This window comes from Blastopirellula sediminis (genome assembly GCF_020966755.1).
Taxonomy (GTDB): Bacteria; Planctomycetota; Planctomycetia; order Pirellulales; family Pirellulaceae; genus Blastopirellula; species Blastopirellula sediminis.
Genome location: NZ_JAJKFT010000010.1, coordinates 1,594,659 through 1,611,490, shown reverse-complemented (window position 1 = coordinate 1,611,490; position 16,832 = coordinate 1,594,659). Strand labels below are relative to the sequence as shown.

The window sequence follows — 16,832 nt, the reverse complement described above, 5'->3', positions numbered from 1 at the left end:
TTCCGGGGGTAGGAGGATTGTCCCAACATTGTAAACCTCTGGCCGCTTCGCTTGCGAGACGCGATGCTACAATAGCTCCATGAAAAATGACCTCCCCCCAGCCTATCGCCTGCTTGCCGACCGCAGATTCTATCTGGTGCTATTGGCCGCTTTGCTCGTGCGCGGAGCGGTCGGCTACGTTTCGCTGGGACGCTTGGCCCACGATCCCGACAGTTATCGTTTGCTGGCGATCAATCTGATCGAAAAGCGTTCTTTCACGCTGGAAGATCCCGCCGAGCCGACCGCCTATCGCCCGGCCCTTTATCCGCTGCTGCTGGCGATCACCTCGCCGTCCGGGGAGATCAAGCCGGCCGAAGTCGCCGCGCTCCATCTGGTCATGGGCGTGCTGACCGTCGCGATCGTTTATGCATGGGCGGTCGCGATGGGCTATCCGAAGTGGGCCTGGCTCGCGGCGATGTTGACGGCGATCGATCCGGTACTATTGAATCAGGCGATGGTCGTGATGACCGAGACGCTGGGAACCTTATTGGCCGCCGCGGCTCTGCTTGCGCTAACGACGCTCAGCACCACACTGATCTCCGACGCCCAGCGCTATCAGAAAAACATGGTCGTTCAGGCGATCAACGTCGCCGGAGCGATCATGTTGGCCGTCTACTCGCGACCAACCTTTCTGGTTTGGCTGGCGATGTGTACGGTCGTGCTGCCGTTTTTCTACTATCGCCAATCGCGTGGTTTAGCCGCCGCCGCGGTCATTTCGATGATCAGCGCGTTCCTGCTCGCTCCGTGGGTGGCCCGCAACTATCTGATCTTCGACAACCACATCGTCCTCGGCACCACGCATGGCGGCTATACGCTGCTGTGGGGAAACAATCCGGAGTTCTACGAGTTCCTCCGCAAAGGAGACGAGCCGGTCTGGAACAGCGACGAGCTGCATGCCCGCTTCAATCGTGAGCATCCCAAGCAGCAAACGTCGATCAACGAGTGGCGGCGGGATCGCGCCGCCTATGCCGAAGCGAAAGAGACGATTCGCCAGCAGCCGGGGATGTTCGCCTGGTCGACGCTGGTCCGCGTCGGCCGTTTCTGGCGCCTGGCGCCCCATGCTCTCTCGGCGGATGAATCGACGTCGCGGCGTTTGGCACGCTACGCAGTCGGCGCGTTTTACCTGGTTGAATTCGCCCTGGCGCTGGTCGGCGTCTTCGCCGTCGGCCGAAAATTGTGGTCCCCTCCCTGGCTATGGGGGGTGCTGCTAGCAGTCAGTTTTACGCTGGTGCACGCCTTCTTTTGGAGCAATATCCGGATGCGGGCGCCGGTCGTTCCGGTGATTTGCTTGCTGGCGACGGCAGGCTTTGCGCAGCTAGTTTCTCGGCAAAAAGAAGCGCAAACCGACGCGAGCTAGCTCCACTTTCGCGCGTTCGTCGCAAATCTCTATCGCGTCGCGGCTTAGCCGAAATCGTTCGTCGCGAAACTGCCTTGCTCCAGTTGCGATCGGTTCCTATAATCCGCCCCGCAATTTACCCGGCCCTACCTGCGCGCGACGTGCTGCGAGGGCCCTCCCTGTAAGGCAAGGAAGCCAGTACGCTGTCCCCCCCGACGCGTCAATTTCTGGTTAAATCGCTGGTACGTTACGTCCTGGCGGCGATCGTCGTTTGGTGCTGCGGCATCAACGTCGCTGACGTTGCGCGCGTCAACGCAGCCGAAATCGCCTTCCCCGAGCCGAGCCAGGCCTACCCGATCACCGTCTCCGCCGATTCGGCGCAAGTGTCGCAACAAGGGAATCAGGAAGTCTGGATCCTCTCAGGCAATTGTCGGATCCAGCAAGGGAATTCCTTCACCGTTTCTCGCGACGCCGTGTTGTGGATCGACTACTCAAAGCCGTTCCGCCTGGCGCCTCACAAGGTGAAGGTCTATCTCGAAGGAGAAGTCGTCGTTCAGTATGGCCCCGACATCATGGACGGCACGTTCCGCGGACCGTCGTGGCTCGGCGAATTGTCGACCAACAAAGAGATCAACCTCCCCCATCCGAATCAAAATGCCAACAACGCCGTGACGCCGGCCGTTTATCAGCGCGGCTTGGCGATTCAGCGCGAAGGTGGCGACGCATCCAAGGTCGGCATGCCGCAGCCGATCATGCAGATTCAATATCAAGAGCCCGGCGTCGCCGCTCTGCCGGCGAACGTTTCGCCAACTCCCAAGGCGCAGCGCGTCACGATCAACAATCGCTATGCGACCGGCTTCCAGTTCCGCGGAACCGAAACTGACCCGGTCAGCGGCGAATCGATCATGATGTTCGACTCCGGCGTCAACGTCTTGATCGAGGGAATCGACACCATCGGTTCGGTCAACATCCTGGCCGATCGGGTCGTCCTGTGGTCGAAGAAAGGAATTCGGGGACTCGCCGAGTCGAACCAATCGAACGATGGCGGCGATATCGAACTCTACCTGGAAGGGAGCATCGTCTTCCGCCAGGGAGAGCAAGTCGTCTTCGCCGATCGGATGTACTACAACGCCGAGCTCGAAAGCGGCGTCGTGTTGGGCGCCGAATTGCTGACCCCGGCGCCTGGTTACGAAGGCCTGGTTCGCCTCAAAGCGGACGTGCTGCAACGCGTCGATCGGAGTCGTTATCAGGCGTATGGCGCGTCAATTACCACGAGCCGCCTTGGCGTGCCGAACTACTGGCTACAGTCGAATGAAATCGAATTCGTCGACGAGCAGCGGGAAGTGATTAATCCGGTCACCGGCGAAGTGCAGTATGATCCGTACACCGCGGCGCCGATCATCGATCATGAAAAACGCGCCACCGCCCGCAACAACTTCGTCTACATGGGAGGGCTGCCGGTCTTCTACTGGCCGACCATGTCGGCCAATATCGAGGACCCGACCTTCTACTTGAACAACCTGAAGGTCCGCAACGACAGCAACTTCGGCTTCCAGGTCCTCACCGAGTGGGACAACTACGAGATCTTCGGCATCAAGGATCCGTGGGAAGGGACGAAGTGGAATACCTCGCTCGACTTCTTGAGCGAACGTGGCTTCGGCGTCGGTACGCGATTCGACTTCAACGGCACTTACTTCCCCTTCATGCAGACGCCGGCGAGCGGCTATTTAGACGCCTGGGGCATTCATGACGGCGGCACCGACAACCTGGGCGCCGACCGTCGCGTCGTGCCGCTTGAAACCGATAACCGTGGACGCGTCATCGGTCGTCATCGTCAGACTTTCCGCGGCGACTGGCGATTCTTTGGCGAGTTGGGATACATCAGCGATCGCAACTTCCTCGAGTCGTACTTTGAGCAGGAATGGGACACGGAAAAGGACGCAACGACCGGCTTCCGACTGGAAAAGCTCTGGGACAACCAAAGCTTTTCGATCAACGGCGCCTCGCGGGTCAACGACTTCTTCATGCAGACCGAGCAGATTCCGCAGCTCGATCACACGATCATCGGCCAGTCGCTGCTGTTCGATCGACTGACCTGGAACGCTCACTCGTCGATTGGCTACTTGCATCTACAGCCGGCCGAAGCGCCGACCAACCCGGTCGACCTGGCGAAGTTCTCGCTCTTCCCCTACGAAACCGATTCGGAAGGGATTCGCGCGTTCACGACGCAATCGCTGGAAATGCCGCTCGACGTCGGCCCGACCAAGGTGACGCCGTACGTCCTCGGCCAGGTCGGCTATTGGCACGAAGACATCAACAACAACGACGTCCTCCGCGGCTACGGCCAGGTCGGCGTTCGCGGCTCGCTGATGATGTGGTCCGCCAATCGTGCGGTGCAGAGCCAACTCTGGAACCTGAACGGACTCGCCCACAAAGTGACGCTTTATGGCGATGCGTTCTACGCCGACTCGAGCCAGAACATCGAACGCTTCCCGCTGTACGACAACCTGGACGACGACGCTCAAGAGCAGTTCGCTCGCCGTTTTAAGGTCAACACGTTCGGCTTGCCGAACAACGTCCCGCTGCCGGCGACGGTCGATGAACGCTACTACGCGATTCGTTACGGCCTGCAGAACTCGGTGACCTCTCCTTCGGCCGAAATCGCCGAAGACCTGCAAGTGGCGCGGCTCGAGCTGCGACAAGTCTGGCAAACCAAACGCGGCGGCCCCGGCAATGAACGAATCATCGACTGGATCAAGTTTGACGTCGGCGCGTCGGTCTTCCCCGACGCCGATCGGGACAACTTCGGCCAATCGGTCGGCCTGGTCAATTACGACTTCAACTGGGAAATCGGCGATCGACTTTCGGTCGTCTCGGACGGCGACTGGGACTTCTTCGACAACGGACTGCAAATGGTCAGCGTCGGCGCCCAGATGAGCCGCCCGCAGGTCGGAACGTTGTACGTCGGTTATACGATGATCCGCTCTCCCGTCCTGGCGAACATTTTGAATGCGTCGTTCCAGTATCGCATGACCGAAAAGTGGATCGCCGGGGTCGGCACTTCGTACGACTTCGAGAGCGCAGGCAACCTTGGCCAGAACATCTACCTGACCCGCATCGGCGAATCGAGCCTCTTCACGTTCAACGTGAACGTCGACCCGAGCCGGGCCGTTACCGGCATCGGCATTACGTTCGAGCCCCGTTTCTTCGCGACCGGAAGATACAGCAGGATCGCCGGGGAACCGATCCCGCCGGTCGGCGCGTTCGGGCTAGAATAGCGGTACTCGACAACGCCGCCTGCTTGGAGATCGCCGCCGATGACTTCCCCACCGTACCAACCTGCGCCGCGCACTTGGGTCGCCAAGTTCCGCGACGCCTTCCGCGGCATCTATATCGGCGTACGGGCCCAGTCGAGTTTCGTCGTTCATCTGATCACTGCGGCGCTAGTGATCGCGCTGGCCGCCTATCTGCAAGTCGACGTCATCCGCTGGTCGCTCCTCTTGCTCTGCATCGCGCTCGTGTTGGCGGCGGAGCTGTTTAACTCGGCGATCGAGTGGCTCGCCAAGGCGATTGACCATGCCGAGAATGAGTACCTGCGAAACGCGCTCGACGTCGCCAGCGGCGCGGTGTTGGTCACGTCGATCGGCGCGGCGATCGTCGGCGGGTTGATCTTTATCGAACGATTGACGGCGATGTAACGCGGCGATTAATCGCGCGTCGACTTCGTCGAGAATCTCGCGGATCGCGGATCGAGTTCGCTCCCTGACGAAACGGTGAGCGGCGAGTAGAGTTCCGGGCGTCGTCCTCGGATCCAGCGTCGACCGGTGCAGTTTTCCAGCAGATCGAGATCGACGTCGGCGACGACCATGGCGTCTTCCGGCTCCAGTTGCTCCGCCAGAATCCGTCCGTAGCAATCAAGAATCATCGCGTTGCCGGTGCGGACTTCGTCGTCATCCAAACCGACGCCGTTGCTGAACAGGATGAACATCCCGTTGTCGTGCGCTCGAGCCGGCAGCCAGCGGAGCAGCCAGCCGCGTCCTTTGTCGCCGTTGGTCTCGGCTTTGAGAGCGTCTGGATTTTGCATGCGATCCTGCCACAGCTGCGGATCGATTCTTCCCATCGCATGCGGACTGCGCGACGCGGTGCCGCCGGTTTGATGGGGAGCAAGCAAGATCTCGGCGCCTTGCAGCGCGGTGATACGTGCGTTCTCGACCAGGTTGTTATCCCAACAGATGAGAACGCCCAGTTTCACCCCGAGGTGCGTATCGAACGTCGTATACTGATCGCCGCTGCTCATGTGCGGACTGATGAAGCAATGGAGCTTGCGATGACGATGAACCGTTCCATCCGGCAGAGCGACGACGTACGTATTGTAGAAACGGCCGTCGTCGGCCAACTCGATCAAACCGGCGCCAACGATCAATTGAAAACGCTGGGCCAGTTCGATCAGCCTTTGTGTCGTACTTCCTGCCGGAACCGGTTCGGCCAGCGCGGCGACGCCATCCTGATCCAACTTGTGAACGTGCCAATAGCCTGTGACGCACATCTCTGGAAAGACGATGATTTGCACGCCTGACTCGGCGGCGCACACGCACCAGTTTTCGATCTTCGTCAGATTCGCCTGCTTGTCGCCGGGCAAATGCTGAAACTGAACTGTTGCGCAGCGAATCGTCGCCATTTATCGAGAACGCCAGAAGCTGGGAATAAAGAGAACCGCGACGGCGAAGATTTCGAGCCGTCCGAGCATCATCAGCCAAACGAACAGCATCTTCGTCCACCAGGTGAAGTTCGAGTAGTTCTGCGTCGCGCCGATCACCCCCAAGCCCGGACCGATGTTGTTCAAGGTCGCCGCCACGCTGGTCGCGCTGTCGATCAGCTTGTGTTCGATATGCACCTGCGACGTTCCCCAGGTAGCATCAGGCTCCAGCGTGATGATCGCCATCCAGCTGAAGACGAACAGCACCAGGATCAAACCGAAGTAGACCAGGATGTTCTGCTGCAAATCGGGATCGTCGACCGGCTTGCCGCCGAGACGCAGCGGGCGAATCACGGTCGGATGGTACGCCTTTTCGATCTGCAGGTAGAGAATCTTGTGGAACAGGATATGACGGATCACCTTCAATCCGCCGCCGGTGCTGCCGGCGCAACCGCCAACGAACATCAGCAAAAAGAGAACGCCGCGGCCAAAGCTGTTCCAGCCGTCGAAGTCATGCGTGCCGTAGCCAGTGGTCGTCATGATCGAGACGACCTGGAATAGCCCATATCGAAGCGCATCCGACGCTTCCGAAAACAGCGACTGCTCGGCGTGGCTGCGGAAGTCGCCGTAGCTCATGCCGAAAGCGATCACCAGCGCCGTCGCACCCCCGAGCACCATCATGTAGGTGCGCCACTCGACGTCTTTCCACAACGCGCTAAAGCGACGCTTCACGACCAGATAGTACAAGAGCATGAAGTTCATACCCGCCAGGATCATGAAGACGATGACGACGTATTCGATCCAGAAGCCGGTGTAGGGATCCGCCTTGTAGAAATGTCCCAGGCTATCGTTGAAGGTGCTGAAACCGCCGGTCGCCATCGTGCCGAACGCATGGCAAAGGGCGTCGAAAAACGTCATGCCCAGCAGCCACAGAATGAACGTCAACACCGCGTTTAGCGCCAGGTAAATCGCCGTGAAGTACCACGCCGTCTGCTGCATGCGCGAGTGGGCGCCTTCTTTGGACGGACCAGGCATTTCGTTGTGCATCAGCGCCTTCCCGGCCGAGCCTTGTCCGAGCACCACCACGAAGAGCACGATGATGCCCAAACCGCCGAGCAAGTGCGTACTGCTGCGCCAGAACAAGATGCAGTGCGGCACCAGCACCGGATCTTCCAGATTGGCGATCACGGTGGCGCCGGTCGTACTGAAGCCCGACTGCGATTCGAACAGGGCGTCGGCCAGATTCATCTTCACGGGACGAATGCGATAGTGATTAAAGCGATCGCCGGGCGCCGGCTCTTCTTCGGGCGAGATCAATGCGTCGGCCCATTCAGGATTCGCCTTTAGTTCGTCGAAGGCGGCGATCAACTTCTCCCCGTCGTCGGCCGATGCTAACTCCTGACGCGAGATTCCGACCGCTTTGGCGTCGATCAAGATCGTGACCAGCCGATATTGCAGCGGCGTAATCGGTTCGACGTTTTCGTTGTAGACCTGCGGCGGATGGTCTGGGTTGTCGAACAATCGGACCGATAAACTACGCGAAGCGCCGCTCAACACGAACGGCAAGCCGCCGAGAATGGTCGCCAAGACCCAGCTTAAACCGACCACCGCCATCGCTTCTTTGCGAAACAGTTCTCCCTTCGCCGAGCGACCATAGTAAGAGAGCGCCGCCCAGCAGATGAAGCAGAGGCCGATCGAGATCACCAGCGACTGAAAGCCGGCCGTCTCAAAACCGATCGCCGCTTCGGACGTGCGATGCCCCAGCGCAGGAAACGCCCACGGGAGACTGAACGTCATCGTAATGCCGATCAACAGGCAGACGATCGACAGAAATTTGCAAACCAGGCGAAAGTTCATCGGCGCTTATCGTCTTGAGGCGCTGCTTGAAGGTTAGCGACCATTGGTGTGAAACAATTCGAGCATCGCATCGACCGCGCCGTCTTCCACCAGCGCTACGACCGTATCTCCTGGACTCAATCGATCATCCGCCGTCGGCACGCGCACATAGTCGGAAGACATTACCGCCGCGATCAAGCATTGCGGCGGCAGTTTCAAATTCGCCAGCACGTGCTCAGTCGCTTTCGCGCCGGCCAAGACTTCGATTTCGACGATCGCAATGCTGCCGCCGGGAATCTGCTTGCGGGTCACGATCGGACCGTTGTTCAAAAAGCCGAGCACCTGGCGAGCCATCACGTTACGCGGGCTGACCGCCAGGTTGATCCCCAGTTTGTTGACCACGTTGGCGTAGTCGGGTCGCTGGACGATCGCCATCAACTGCGGCGCGCCCAATTCGCCCGCCTCGACGCAGGCCATGATGTTGTTTTCGTCGTCGCCGGTGCAAGCCACAAAGACGTCGCACGCATTCACGCGTTCCTCTTCCAGCACCACGCGGCGAGTCGCGTCGGCCAGAATCACCGTCGTATGCTCCAAGAGTCGCGACAGGTACTCGCAACGCTCCTTGTTCGTTTCCATCAGCGAAACGTTGAAGCGATGCCCTTCCAGCATGCGAGCCAGGTGCAAGCCGGTTTCGCCGCCGCCGGCGATCACCACCGAACGCCGCACGTCAGGCTTCGCCTGGAACTTGCCTTTCGCCTCGTCGATGTTCTCGCGACTTCCGATTACCGTAATCCGGTCGCCGGGTGCGATCGCATCGTTGGCCCCGGCGATCCACATCTTGCCGTCGCGCTGAATCGTGCCGATGCGCGAACCGCGGGGTAGCTCCAACGTCTTCAGCGGATGTCCCATCGCCCGGGTCGCTTCGGTGCAGACGATCTCCTGCACTTCCAGTTCGCCGCGGGCGAAGTTTTCCATCACCGCGCTGCCTGGCGTACGAATGCCGCGCAAGAATTCGATCGCCGAAAGATGCTCCAGGCTGAGCAGACGATCGATCTTGAAATGTTCCTGATAGTCGAACGTGCTCAAGTCGCGAAAGACGCGGCCGTACACGCGAGCGACCGTTCGGCGGGCGCCCATCGCTTTGGCCATGCTCGCCGCGACGATATTCACTTCGTCGTCGCCGGTAACCGAAAGGCAGAGGTCGCAACCGAGAATGTCGGCCTGAAACAGCACCGCCGACTCCGACGCCGAACCGCACAGGGCGCGAACGTCCAACTCATTGTTCAATCGGCGGACCGTTTCGGGGTCACGATCGACCACCGTCACGCTGTGGCGATTGCGGCACATCAAGTCGGCGATCCAAGAACCGATCGTTCCGGCGCCCAAAACTACGATTCTCATCGTTTACTCACTTGTTCCGCTAGCGCCGTCGCAACCATCGCAACGACCACGCTGAAACGGAACTTTCCCTTTCGTATTGAGCGCTGCCTCGGGGATTTGGATATCCTCCAGCACGCGACCATGCACCACCGTCTCTTCGACGATTCGCGGCACATCTTGGAGGGTTACCCCACCGTACCAGATCGCTTGCGGGTAAATCACAATCACCGGACCGCATTCGCATTGATCCAGGCATCCCGCACTGTTGGCCCGGACTTCTCCTTTTAATCCGTGCCGTTTCAGCTCTTTCTTGATGGCGTCGCGAAGTTCGCCGCCGCCAAGTTCGTCGCACGAGCCGCGGGGATGTCCCTTCTCGCGACGATTTTCGCAAATGAAAATGTGGTGCGTAAATGCCGGCACGCAGAATCTCGCGCTAAAGGTGAATCGTCAAGCCGTAAACTTCCAATCGTAAGCTGTTTGCGGTTCGATTCTAGCCGGCAACCGCCCCCGTGCGACAAATATTGGGGGACGGATCGCCCGCGCAGCTTCACTTTGGGGGGCCTGATTAAAGGAAACCCTGATCCCGCAGGAACTGCGTCATCTGCTTGGTCGTATCTTGGTAGGCGCTATTATCGCCGCGGCCCTGGTTGAAAAAGCCGTGTCCCGCGTCGTCATAGCCGACCAACTTGCACAGACAACCCAGTTCACGCATTTTCTCGGCATAGCGTTCGACGGTCACATAGGGAACGGTTTCGTCCGCTTTCCCATGAAAAATAATCGTCGGCGGCATCTTGGCGTGAAGATGGTGATACGGGGAAAGATTTTCCGGCTCGGTCCCCATCCGCGCCGCCAAGCCGTTCATCCGCTTTAGCACTGCCGGCGGCAACTGCTTCTCAGGCGCCAAGATAACGGCCGGGTTAAAGAGAACCAGTGCATCGGGGCGACTGCTGATCGTCGCGTCTTCCGACGACTCCTCGAATCCGTCGATCGCCGCGGTACAGGCCGCGAGATGTCCGCCGGCCGATCCGCCGCCGGCGGCGATACGCTGCGGATCGATCCCCAACCTTTCGGCGTTGGCGCGGGCCCAACGGACGGCGCTCTTCGCGTCGGCGACGCACGAGTCGGCTTTCACCTTGTGACGCGAGGCGACCCGATATTCGGCCGCCATCGCGACCATTCCTTCTTTGGCCAACAGTTCGCAATGCGGGAAGAATTGCTTTGGCGAACCGCTGGTCCAACCGCCCCCAAAAAAGAAAACGATCGCCGGGCTCTTCGCCTGCGCCGTATGGTCGGCCGGCTCGTAGATATGCATCGTCAGCTCGACGTCGCCCACTTTCTTGTAGACCTCGGTCCGCTGCTTCACACCGTCGCTGGTCTTTTCTTCGGCCTTCGCGGTCGCAAGCGGCAATAGCATCCAACCGATCAGCAGCGCCGGCAGACAGCGCGTCACAAGCAATCGTCGCATGGGATCCTCTTAGAAAAAGCGTCAAAGGAGGAAGGTGGGATGATGCGTGCCATTCTAGCCTAGGGGGGAGGTCGATTTCCACTTCCCGCAGCGTCGCCAGGCCCCAACCTGCTCTCCGGCCCTGTTTTCGCGTAAAATGGGTCGTTTCTTACCAAGTCGCCGTTTTCGGGTAATCGACCGCGTGTTTCACTGGGGAATGTGGATCGTTTTTGGCCTGCCAGCCGTCGGCGCAGGTTTGCTGCTGCTGCGCGGGCTCTATCTGGCCGCCTTCCCCCCGGATCGCAAGCTGATCGCCAAGGCGATCGAATTCGCTCACCAGACGACCGGTCGCCCGATCAAAGACATCCACAGCGGCGAGATCCGCGGCTTCGATGGAAAGCGGACCTACATCCGGATCTTCTTCGACGACAACGCGAAGTTCGGCTCACCGGTCGGTCCACCCCGCAAGTATTACGCGGTCGATATCGAAAGCGGCGAAGTGACCGAGTCGTCGGTGCAAGAGTCGCGGCCGTTTCGTTGGGGCCCCCCTGATCCAGCTGACCACGAAGTACCGTCAACGACGGAGTAGTAGGCGATACTCGTCAATCGTCGCCGCCGCCGCCGCGTCAGCGTGATAACGCTGGTGCACCGCCAGGCAACCTTCCATCCCCAGTCGACGACTTTCGGCCCGATTGGACAAAACCGCAGCCAACTTCTGAGCCAAAGCGGTCGAATCGTCAGGCGGAACAAGATGTCCGCCGCCGGTCGCCGCTAACAGTTCCGGAAAAGCGCCATGTGCCGGTTGAATCACCGGCACGCCGGAAGCGAGCGCTTCCAGCACAAACAATCCTTTCGGTTCCCGATAGATCGTCGGCGTCGACAAGACGTCAATCGAATGGAGGAACTCCACCTTGCCGTGGCGATCGACTTCGCCGACGTAACGATACGCTTCCCCCAGTCCGGCGGCGTTCAGCTTGTCGAACTGCTCTTCGGCGAACTTCTTATGTTGGGCGCCGAGGTAGCCTGCGATTTTCAATTCGGCACGCTCCATTCCCGGCATCTGCCGCAACTGGACGAACGCGTCGACCAGCAAGTGCAGTCCTTTCTCCGGCGCCAAACGCGCCAGATAACCGATCGTCGGCGGCGCGTCTTCCAGAAAAGGACGGTTCTGGGCAAGCTCCAACGGAAAGTCGGCGACGTCGATCCCCAGCGGTACGATCCGAAACTTCTCGATCGGCGTCTGGAACCACTCGCTCATGAACTCGGCGTAATAGCGACTGAAGACGATGAACCCATCGACCTGCTGAGCCAACTTGCGAATCTCGGCGAGCGATTTCGATTTGTAAGGTTCCGGCAGATCCTCTAGGAAGATGTCGTCTCCCTGCAGCGTGACGACGATTGGCGCGTCGGTCTTGCGGCGGATCGCGCCGATACAGCCGCCGATCAAGATGTTCGACAAGTTGATGACCTGCGGCTTGACCGAGTCAGCCAACCAATCGGCCAGGCGAACCGCTTCTTGCCGCTGGTTGCCATGTTCGCCGCGCAGCATCGAGAGGGTAAGCGCACCGAGATTCTTCGCGCTCGTCTCAATTCCCCGCGAAGTCGCCCAGTTGATAATCGCCGGGCGATCGAGCCAATGCGTGATGAAGCTCGGCAGAAAGCGATAGCCGGGGATCGACTGTTCTAAGTAGACGTTGATCCCGCCGTAAAAGAGATGCTCGTCGCTGACGTTCTCTTCGTCGGTCCGAATCGGCGTGTAGGTCGGAATCAGGTGAACGTCATGTCCGGCCCGATGCATCGCCCGCGCGATTGTATTGTCGCGCATGCAACTGCCGCAAAACATCCCGGCGCTGCCGGCGGTGATCGAAGCGATAGTCAGCGGAGCGTCAGACATAGCGAGGGGGAGCTAAGGAAGAGGAATTGCGTTTCATTAGTAGCCCGAAGCGCAAGCGAGGGAAATGCGTTGGGCTAAAATGACGAATGTCGAAACCAGAATGTCGAAGGAAAGAGAGTTCGTCATTCGAGCTTCGGCATTCGTCATTCATTTGCAACCTCAATTCCCTCGCTTGCGCTTCGGGCCGCTAAAGACACTATTGTAGACGGCGGCCGCCATCGCGATAGTTGGCCGATTCACGAACCGCGGGCGATTAGTTTGCGCTGCGGAGCGCTTCGATCGGATCGAGATTAGCCGCACGGCGGGCCGGATAGATGCCGAAGACGACCCCAACCACCACCGAGATGATGAACGCAATCGGAATCGAGATCGGCACAATACTGGGGCGAACTTCACGAATCGTATCAGGCAACATTGCGATCAGCTCGGGATCGTAGTTCTGCACTCCCCACCGCATCAGATCGACCGCCGGCACGCAGAAGAGGCCGCCGACAATCCCCGTCAAACCGCCCACGACCGAGAGGACGATCGTCTCGACCAGAAACTGTCGCACGATGTCGCGACGTTTGGCGCCAATCGCGCGGCGAATACCGATCTCGCGCGTGCGTTCGGTCACGGTCGCCAACATGATGTTCATAATGCCGATGCCGCCGACCAACAGCGAGATCGCCGCGATCAGCCCCATGAAGACCATGAACATCAAACGGGTCTGACGCGATTGCTCCAGCAGTTCCAGCGGCACCACCACTGAAATGTCTTTCGCCCGATCATGATGAGCCAGACTGGCCCGAATCACGTCGGCCGTCGCCAACACTGCCGGCACGTCCAGCAGATTGCTGTTCTTTTTGATCCGCAGGGTGATCTGATTCAGCTCGACGATTTCCCCTTCAAAGCTGCCGGCGCGACGGGTCATTACCTGGTCGCCAATCCGCTGCCAAAGGGTCGAAATCGGAATGTAAACGTCTTTGTTGAACTCTTGTCCTGACATGCTGCCGCCGATCGCCGCGGTCGCCGCTCTCGGCTTGAGAACGCCGACGACCGTGTAATAGTCGGCCTCCACATGAATCTGCTTGCCGATTGGATCGGCGAAGCCGAACAGCCGCTCCGAGACTTCCGCCGCCAAAACGCAAACGTTGTCGCGACCGCGCACCTCGGCGTCCGAAAGAAAGTGCCCCTTTTGTACGTCCAAGCGAGTCACTTCCGCGTATTCCGGCGTGCAGCCGACCAGCCGTCCAAACATGCTGCGTGGGCCATAGCTGAACTCGCGGCGAATCTCGCGGATCGGAATCGCCAGGTCGATCGTCGGGATCGTCTCTTGCAACAGCAGCAAGTCGTCCCGAGTCAGCCCGTAGGGAGTCAGCCCACGAGCGCTTTCGTTCGCTTCGGCCGGCGGCTTGACGCTGCGGACCAACACATTCTCGGCGCCAAGCCCTTCGATCTGCTCTTGCGCCTTGAGACTGATCCCTTCGCCGATCGCGACTAGCCAGATGACGCTCGCCACGCCGATGAAGATGCCGAGAATCGTCAGCATCGACCGCATCGGATGGAGCAGCAAGCTCTTGACGCCAAGTTTCCAGACTCGTATGCCGAGCATTTTCCATTAGCTCCGCATCAAGAGGCTGCGGCCGCGAGGGCCGAACGACGATTCTCGATCTTATAGTCGGAAGCGATCTGCCCATCCGACATTCGCATCACGCGCTGCGCATGCTCCGAAACGTCATCTTCGTGCGTCACGATAATGATCGTCCGACCTTCGTTGTTCAGTCGCTCAAACAGCGCCAGAATCTCTTCGGTCGTGCGGGAGTCAAGGTTCCCCGTCGGTTCGTCCGCCAGAATGTATTCCGGATTGTTGATCAAGCTGCGAGCGACGGCGACGCGCTGCTGCTGACCGCCGGAAAGCTGCATCGGGCGATGGTCCAAGCGTCCCTTCAGACCGACCATCAAGGCCAGCTCTTTGCAGCGGCGGCGATCTTCGGCCGTTACTTTGCCGCGATAGTAGAGCGGGACTTCGATATTCTCCAGCACGGTCAATTGCTGGATCAAGTTGTACGCTTGAAAGATGATGCCGACGCGTGAGGCTCGCATCTGCGAGAGATCGTCGTCCGAGAGAGTGCTGGTATCATAACCGCCGAGGAGAATGCGCCCCTGCGACGGTCGATCGAGACACCCCAACATGTTAAGCAGCGTGCTCTTGCCGGAACCGGACGTCCCCATGATGGCGACGTAGTCCCCTTCCGGCACGTCGAACGAAACGCCGCGCAGCGCGTGGACCGTTTCTCCCTTCAGATGATAGATCTTCCGAAGGTCTTCGACCTGCACCGCATATTTCACTGGCCCCCTCCGGCCGGCCGTTGGCGTTCAGGCTGCGCCGCGTGTTCCTGCGTCGCAGCGGCGGAGGTCTCCGCGTCGGCGACCTGATCCTGAGTCGGCTTCTTCTTCGACTCCTTGGGCGCCGCATTATCGGTTGTCGCTTCGGCGCCGATTTCGGCGGCGTTCAAGGCGCCGTCCCCGTCGCGATCGTACTTGTTGGCGATCTTTTCGACGTCGGCTGCGGCGGAACTGGTGACCGAGGTCGTCGCAGTCGATTTTTCTCGAGCGTTCACCTCTTCAAACCGCTGGGCGATTTTTTCGGCCGGCGAAACGGCGGCCGGCAGATCGACGCTATCGAGGAAGCCGCGGGGGTTCATCGCGACCTGGTCTCCCGGCTGCAGCCCTTTGCTGATCACGACGAAGCGGCTGTTGTTCGAGCCGATCTCCACTCGTCGCGCTTGCACCATGCCCGACGCGTCGCGCAGGATGCAGAAGTGAGAACCGTCATGTTCGTAGACCGCTTGAACCGGAGCCTGCACGACGTCGGCCGACGACTCGACATGAATCGAAACCTGCGACGTCATGCCCGGCTTGATCTGCATGGTCGGGTTCAGCACTTTGACGGTCACCGCATACTTCTTGACCGACGAGCTCATCCAGTTTCCCGGCGTCGGATATTCGTTGACGCGGATCACTTCCCCCATCAGTTCCAAATTGTCGTAAGCGTCCAGCTTGATCGTCGCCGGCATTCCCTTTTCGATCAGCGCGATCCGCGACTCGTTGACGTCGCAGACGATCTGCATCGCTTCGTAGTCGGGGAGACGAACCAGTGTCTGGCGTTCACGAACCTTGGCGCCCGGCTCCAAGACGAAGTCGCTCGAATCGCGGCCGCTCGAAACGTTGGCATAGACGACCTGGCCGTTTTGGGGAGCCCGAATCTCGCACGCGGCGATCTGATCTTCAAAGAACTGGAGCATCTTGTTTTCGAGTTCCAGCCGTTCCTTCGCCGCCTCCAGGTCGGCTTCCGCCACCTTGATGTTGCTGTCGAGCTCTTTGATTTTCTTTTCTTTGGTGTATTCCTGCAGCACCTTCTTTTTGGTCTGCGACTTTTCGAGTTCGATCTTCGCCTTCTTCAGCGCAAACTGATCCCCCTGCAATTGCAGCGAGGTGACGTAGCCTTTGGCGGCGAGACGACCGCTATAGAGCAAATACTCTTCCGCGCGACGAACGTTTTCTTCAGCCAGCGTGATTTCGCTTTCGATTTCGTTCAACTCTTCCATGAACGTACCGAGAACATACTCGTTCATCGCGATCTGAGCGGCGGCTAACTCATTTTCAGCCTTGGAGAGAGACGCGATCGATTGCGTCACGTCCATCTGCTGTAGCGTTTGCTCTTCTTCCAGCGCCGACGAGTCCAAACGGATCAGCAGATCCCCTTTCTTCACCGGAGCCCCTTCGTCGATCGCCCACAAGATTTCGAATGAGTTGGTCGTGCGATAGCTGCGCACTTCCGACTTCACTTCGACGTTCGAGGCGCTTTCGACCTGGCCTCGCTCAACCACATCATGCAGGAACGCGCCTCGTTCAATGGTGTGGAACAACTCGTTCGACGCAACCACGCCTTTGGCGCTCGGACGATTCCAATAAAACGCTGCGCCAACGATGACGCTAACGACAGCCAGTGAGGCAACCACCAATCGCGTCGTCGATCCTCGACGACCGTTGGCCGAGACCCCCAGCAAATGAACAGTGTTAAATCCTGTCATCGTGTGCTCGTAGGGTGGGTCGCACGCGTGCTTGCATGCGAGGTGGTGGGATGGAGGCGGGGCGAGTCGCAATGATGCGAGTCGTCCTGAATTGTAGCCAACTAAAAGGGGCAAGTCACCCGCAAAAATGG

Annotated in this window: 13 protein-coding genes; 4 read left to right on the top strand and 9 right to left on the bottom strand. The window is 59.4% G+C overall.

Features of this window, described 5'->3' with window-relative positions; genetic code table 11:
* Positions 1–79 precede the first annotated feature (79 nt).
* The 3 genes from LOC68_RS18195 (at position 80) to LOC68_RS18185 (ending at position 5,073) form a co-directional block, all read left to right on the top strand.
* Complete coding sequence (locus tag LOC68_RS18195; RefSeq protein WP_230221369.1) at positions 80–1,396, top strand: hypothetical protein; 1,317 nt, start codon at positions 80–82, stop codon at positions 1,394–1,396.
* A gap of 362 nt (positions 1,397–1,758) precedes the next feature.
* Positions 1,759–4,653 carry an organic solvent tolerance protein OstA gene (locus tag LOC68_RS18190; RefSeq protein ID WP_230221367.1) on the top strand — a complete coding sequence of 965 codons (2,895 nt, stop codon included), beginning with the start codon at positions 1,759–1,761 and terminating at the stop codon, positions 4,651–4,653.
* 39 nt (positions 4,654–4,692) lie between these two features.
* The gene (locus tag LOC68_RS18185; RefSeq protein ID WP_230221365.1) at positions 4,693–5,073 is read left to right on the top strand and encodes a diacylglycerol kinase; all 381 of its coding nucleotides are present in this window, start codon (positions 4,693–4,695) and stop codon (positions 5,071–5,073) included.
* An 8-nt stretch (positions 5,074–5,081) separates the two neighbouring features.
* Here the strand turns inward: LOC68_RS18185 and LOC68_RS18180 are convergent, their stop codons facing one another.
* The 5 genes from LOC68_RS18180 to LOC68_RS18160 all read right to left on the bottom strand — a co-directional run bounded on the left by LOC68_RS18180 (position 5,082) and on the right by LOC68_RS18160 (position 10,752).
* Entirely contained in the window at positions 5,082–6,053 is a 972-nt protein-coding gene (locus tag LOC68_RS18180; protein ID WP_230221364.1) for a nitrilase family protein, read from the bottom strand.
* Positions 6,054–7,928: a TrkH family potassium uptake protein gene (locus LOC68_RS18175; RefSeq protein WP_230221362.1), complete on the bottom strand. Its 1,875-nt coding sequence runs from the start codon at positions 7,926–7,928 to the stop codon at positions 6,054–6,056.
* A gap of 33 nt (positions 7,929–7,961) precedes the next feature.
* Positions 7,962–9,308, bottom strand: a complete 1,347-nt coding sequence (trkA, locus tag LOC68_RS18170; protein ID WP_230221360.1) for a Trk system potassium transporter TrkA — start codon at positions 9,306–9,308, stop codon at positions 7,962–7,964.
* A 3-nt stretch (positions 9,309–9,311) separates the two neighbouring features.
* On the bottom strand, positions 9,312–9,707 hold the full coding sequence (locus LOC68_RS18165; protein ID WP_230221359.1) for a (2Fe-2S) ferredoxin domain-containing protein: 396 nt from the start codon (positions 9,705–9,707) through the stop codon (positions 9,312–9,314).
* Positions 9,708–9,852: 145 nt separating this feature from the next.
* A complete protein-coding gene (locus tag LOC68_RS18160; protein WP_230221357.1) occupies positions 9,853–10,752 on the bottom strand; it encodes an alpha/beta hydrolase in 900 nt (299 codons plus the stop codon).
* 181 nt (positions 10,753–10,933) lie between these two features.
* Here LOC68_RS18160 and LOC68_RS18155 point away from each other — a divergent pair, with 181 nt between their 5' ends.
* Positions 10,934–11,320 (top strand): hypothetical protein, encoded by a 387-nt coding sequence (locus tag LOC68_RS18155; RefSeq protein WP_230221355.1) that lies wholly within the window; start codon positions 10,934–10,936, stop codon positions 11,318–11,320.
* Here LOC68_RS18155 and LOC68_RS18150 read toward each other — a convergent pair.
* The 4 genes from LOC68_RS18150 to LOC68_RS18135 all read right to left on the bottom strand — a co-directional run bounded on the left by LOC68_RS18150 (position 11,306) and on the right by LOC68_RS18135 (position 16,701).
* Positions 11,306–12,625, bottom strand: a complete 1,320-nt coding sequence (locus tag LOC68_RS18150; protein WP_230221354.1) for a glycosyltransferase family 4 protein — start codon at positions 12,623–12,625, stop codon at positions 11,306–11,308. The genes LOC68_RS18155 and LOC68_RS18150 overlap by 15 nt on opposite strands.
* Before the next feature lie 253 nt (positions 12,626–12,878).
* Positions 12,879–14,219, bottom strand: coding sequence for an ABC transporter permease (locus LOC68_RS18145; RefSeq protein WP_230221352.1), 1,341 nt, complete (start codon positions 14,217–14,219; stop codon positions 12,879–12,881).
* 17 nt (positions 14,220–14,236) lie between these two features.
* Positions 14,237–14,956, bottom strand: coding sequence for an ABC transporter ATP-binding protein (locus LOC68_RS18140; protein ID WP_230221350.1), 720 nt, complete (start codon positions 14,954–14,956; stop codon positions 14,237–14,239).
* Entirely contained in the window at positions 14,953–16,701 is a 1,749-nt protein-coding gene (locus tag LOC68_RS18135) for an efflux RND transporter periplasmic adaptor subunit (protein WP_230221348.1), read from the bottom strand. The genes LOC68_RS18140 and LOC68_RS18135 overlap by 4 nt, the downstream gene beginning before the upstream one ends.
* Between the last annotated feature and the right edge of the window lie 131 nt (positions 16,702–16,832).

Bases quoted from the DNA above. Each gene is read 5' to 3' on its own strand.
- LOC68_RS18195 (WP_230221369.1), top strand. From the start codon at position 80: ATGAAAAATGACCTCCCCCCAGCCTATCGCCTGCTTGCCGACCGCAGA.
- LOC68_RS18185 (WP_230221365.1), top strand. From the start codon at position 4,693: ATGACTTCCCCACCGTACCAACCTGCGCCGCGCACTTGGGTCGCCAAG.
- LOC68_RS18180 (WP_230221364.1), bottom strand. From the start codon at position 6,053: ATGGCGACGATTCGCTGCGCAACAGTTCAGTTTCAGCATTTGCCCGGC.
- LOC68_RS18175 (WP_230221362.1), bottom strand. From the start codon at position 7,928: ATGAACTTTCGCCTGGTTTGCAAATTTCTGTCGATCGTCTGCCTGTTG.
- trkA (WP_230221360.1), bottom strand. From the start codon at position 9,308: ATGAGAATCGTAGTTTTGGGCGCCGGAACGATCGGTTCTTGGATCGCC.
- LOC68_RS18160 (WP_230221357.1), bottom strand. From the start codon at position 10,752: ATGCGACGATTGCTTGTGACGCGCTGTCTGCCGGCGCTGCTGATCGGT.
- LOC68_RS18150 (WP_230221354.1), bottom strand. From the start codon at position 12,625: ATGTCTGACGCTCCGCTGACTATCGCTTCGATCACCGCCGGCAGCGCC.
- LOC68_RS18145 (WP_230221352.1), bottom strand. From the start codon at position 14,219: ATGCTCGGCATACGAGTCTGGAAACTTGGCGTCAAGAGCTTGCTGCTC.
- LOC68_RS18135 (WP_230221348.1), bottom strand. From the start codon at position 16,701: ATGACAGGATTTAACACTGTTCATTTGCTGGGGGTCTCGGCCAACGGT.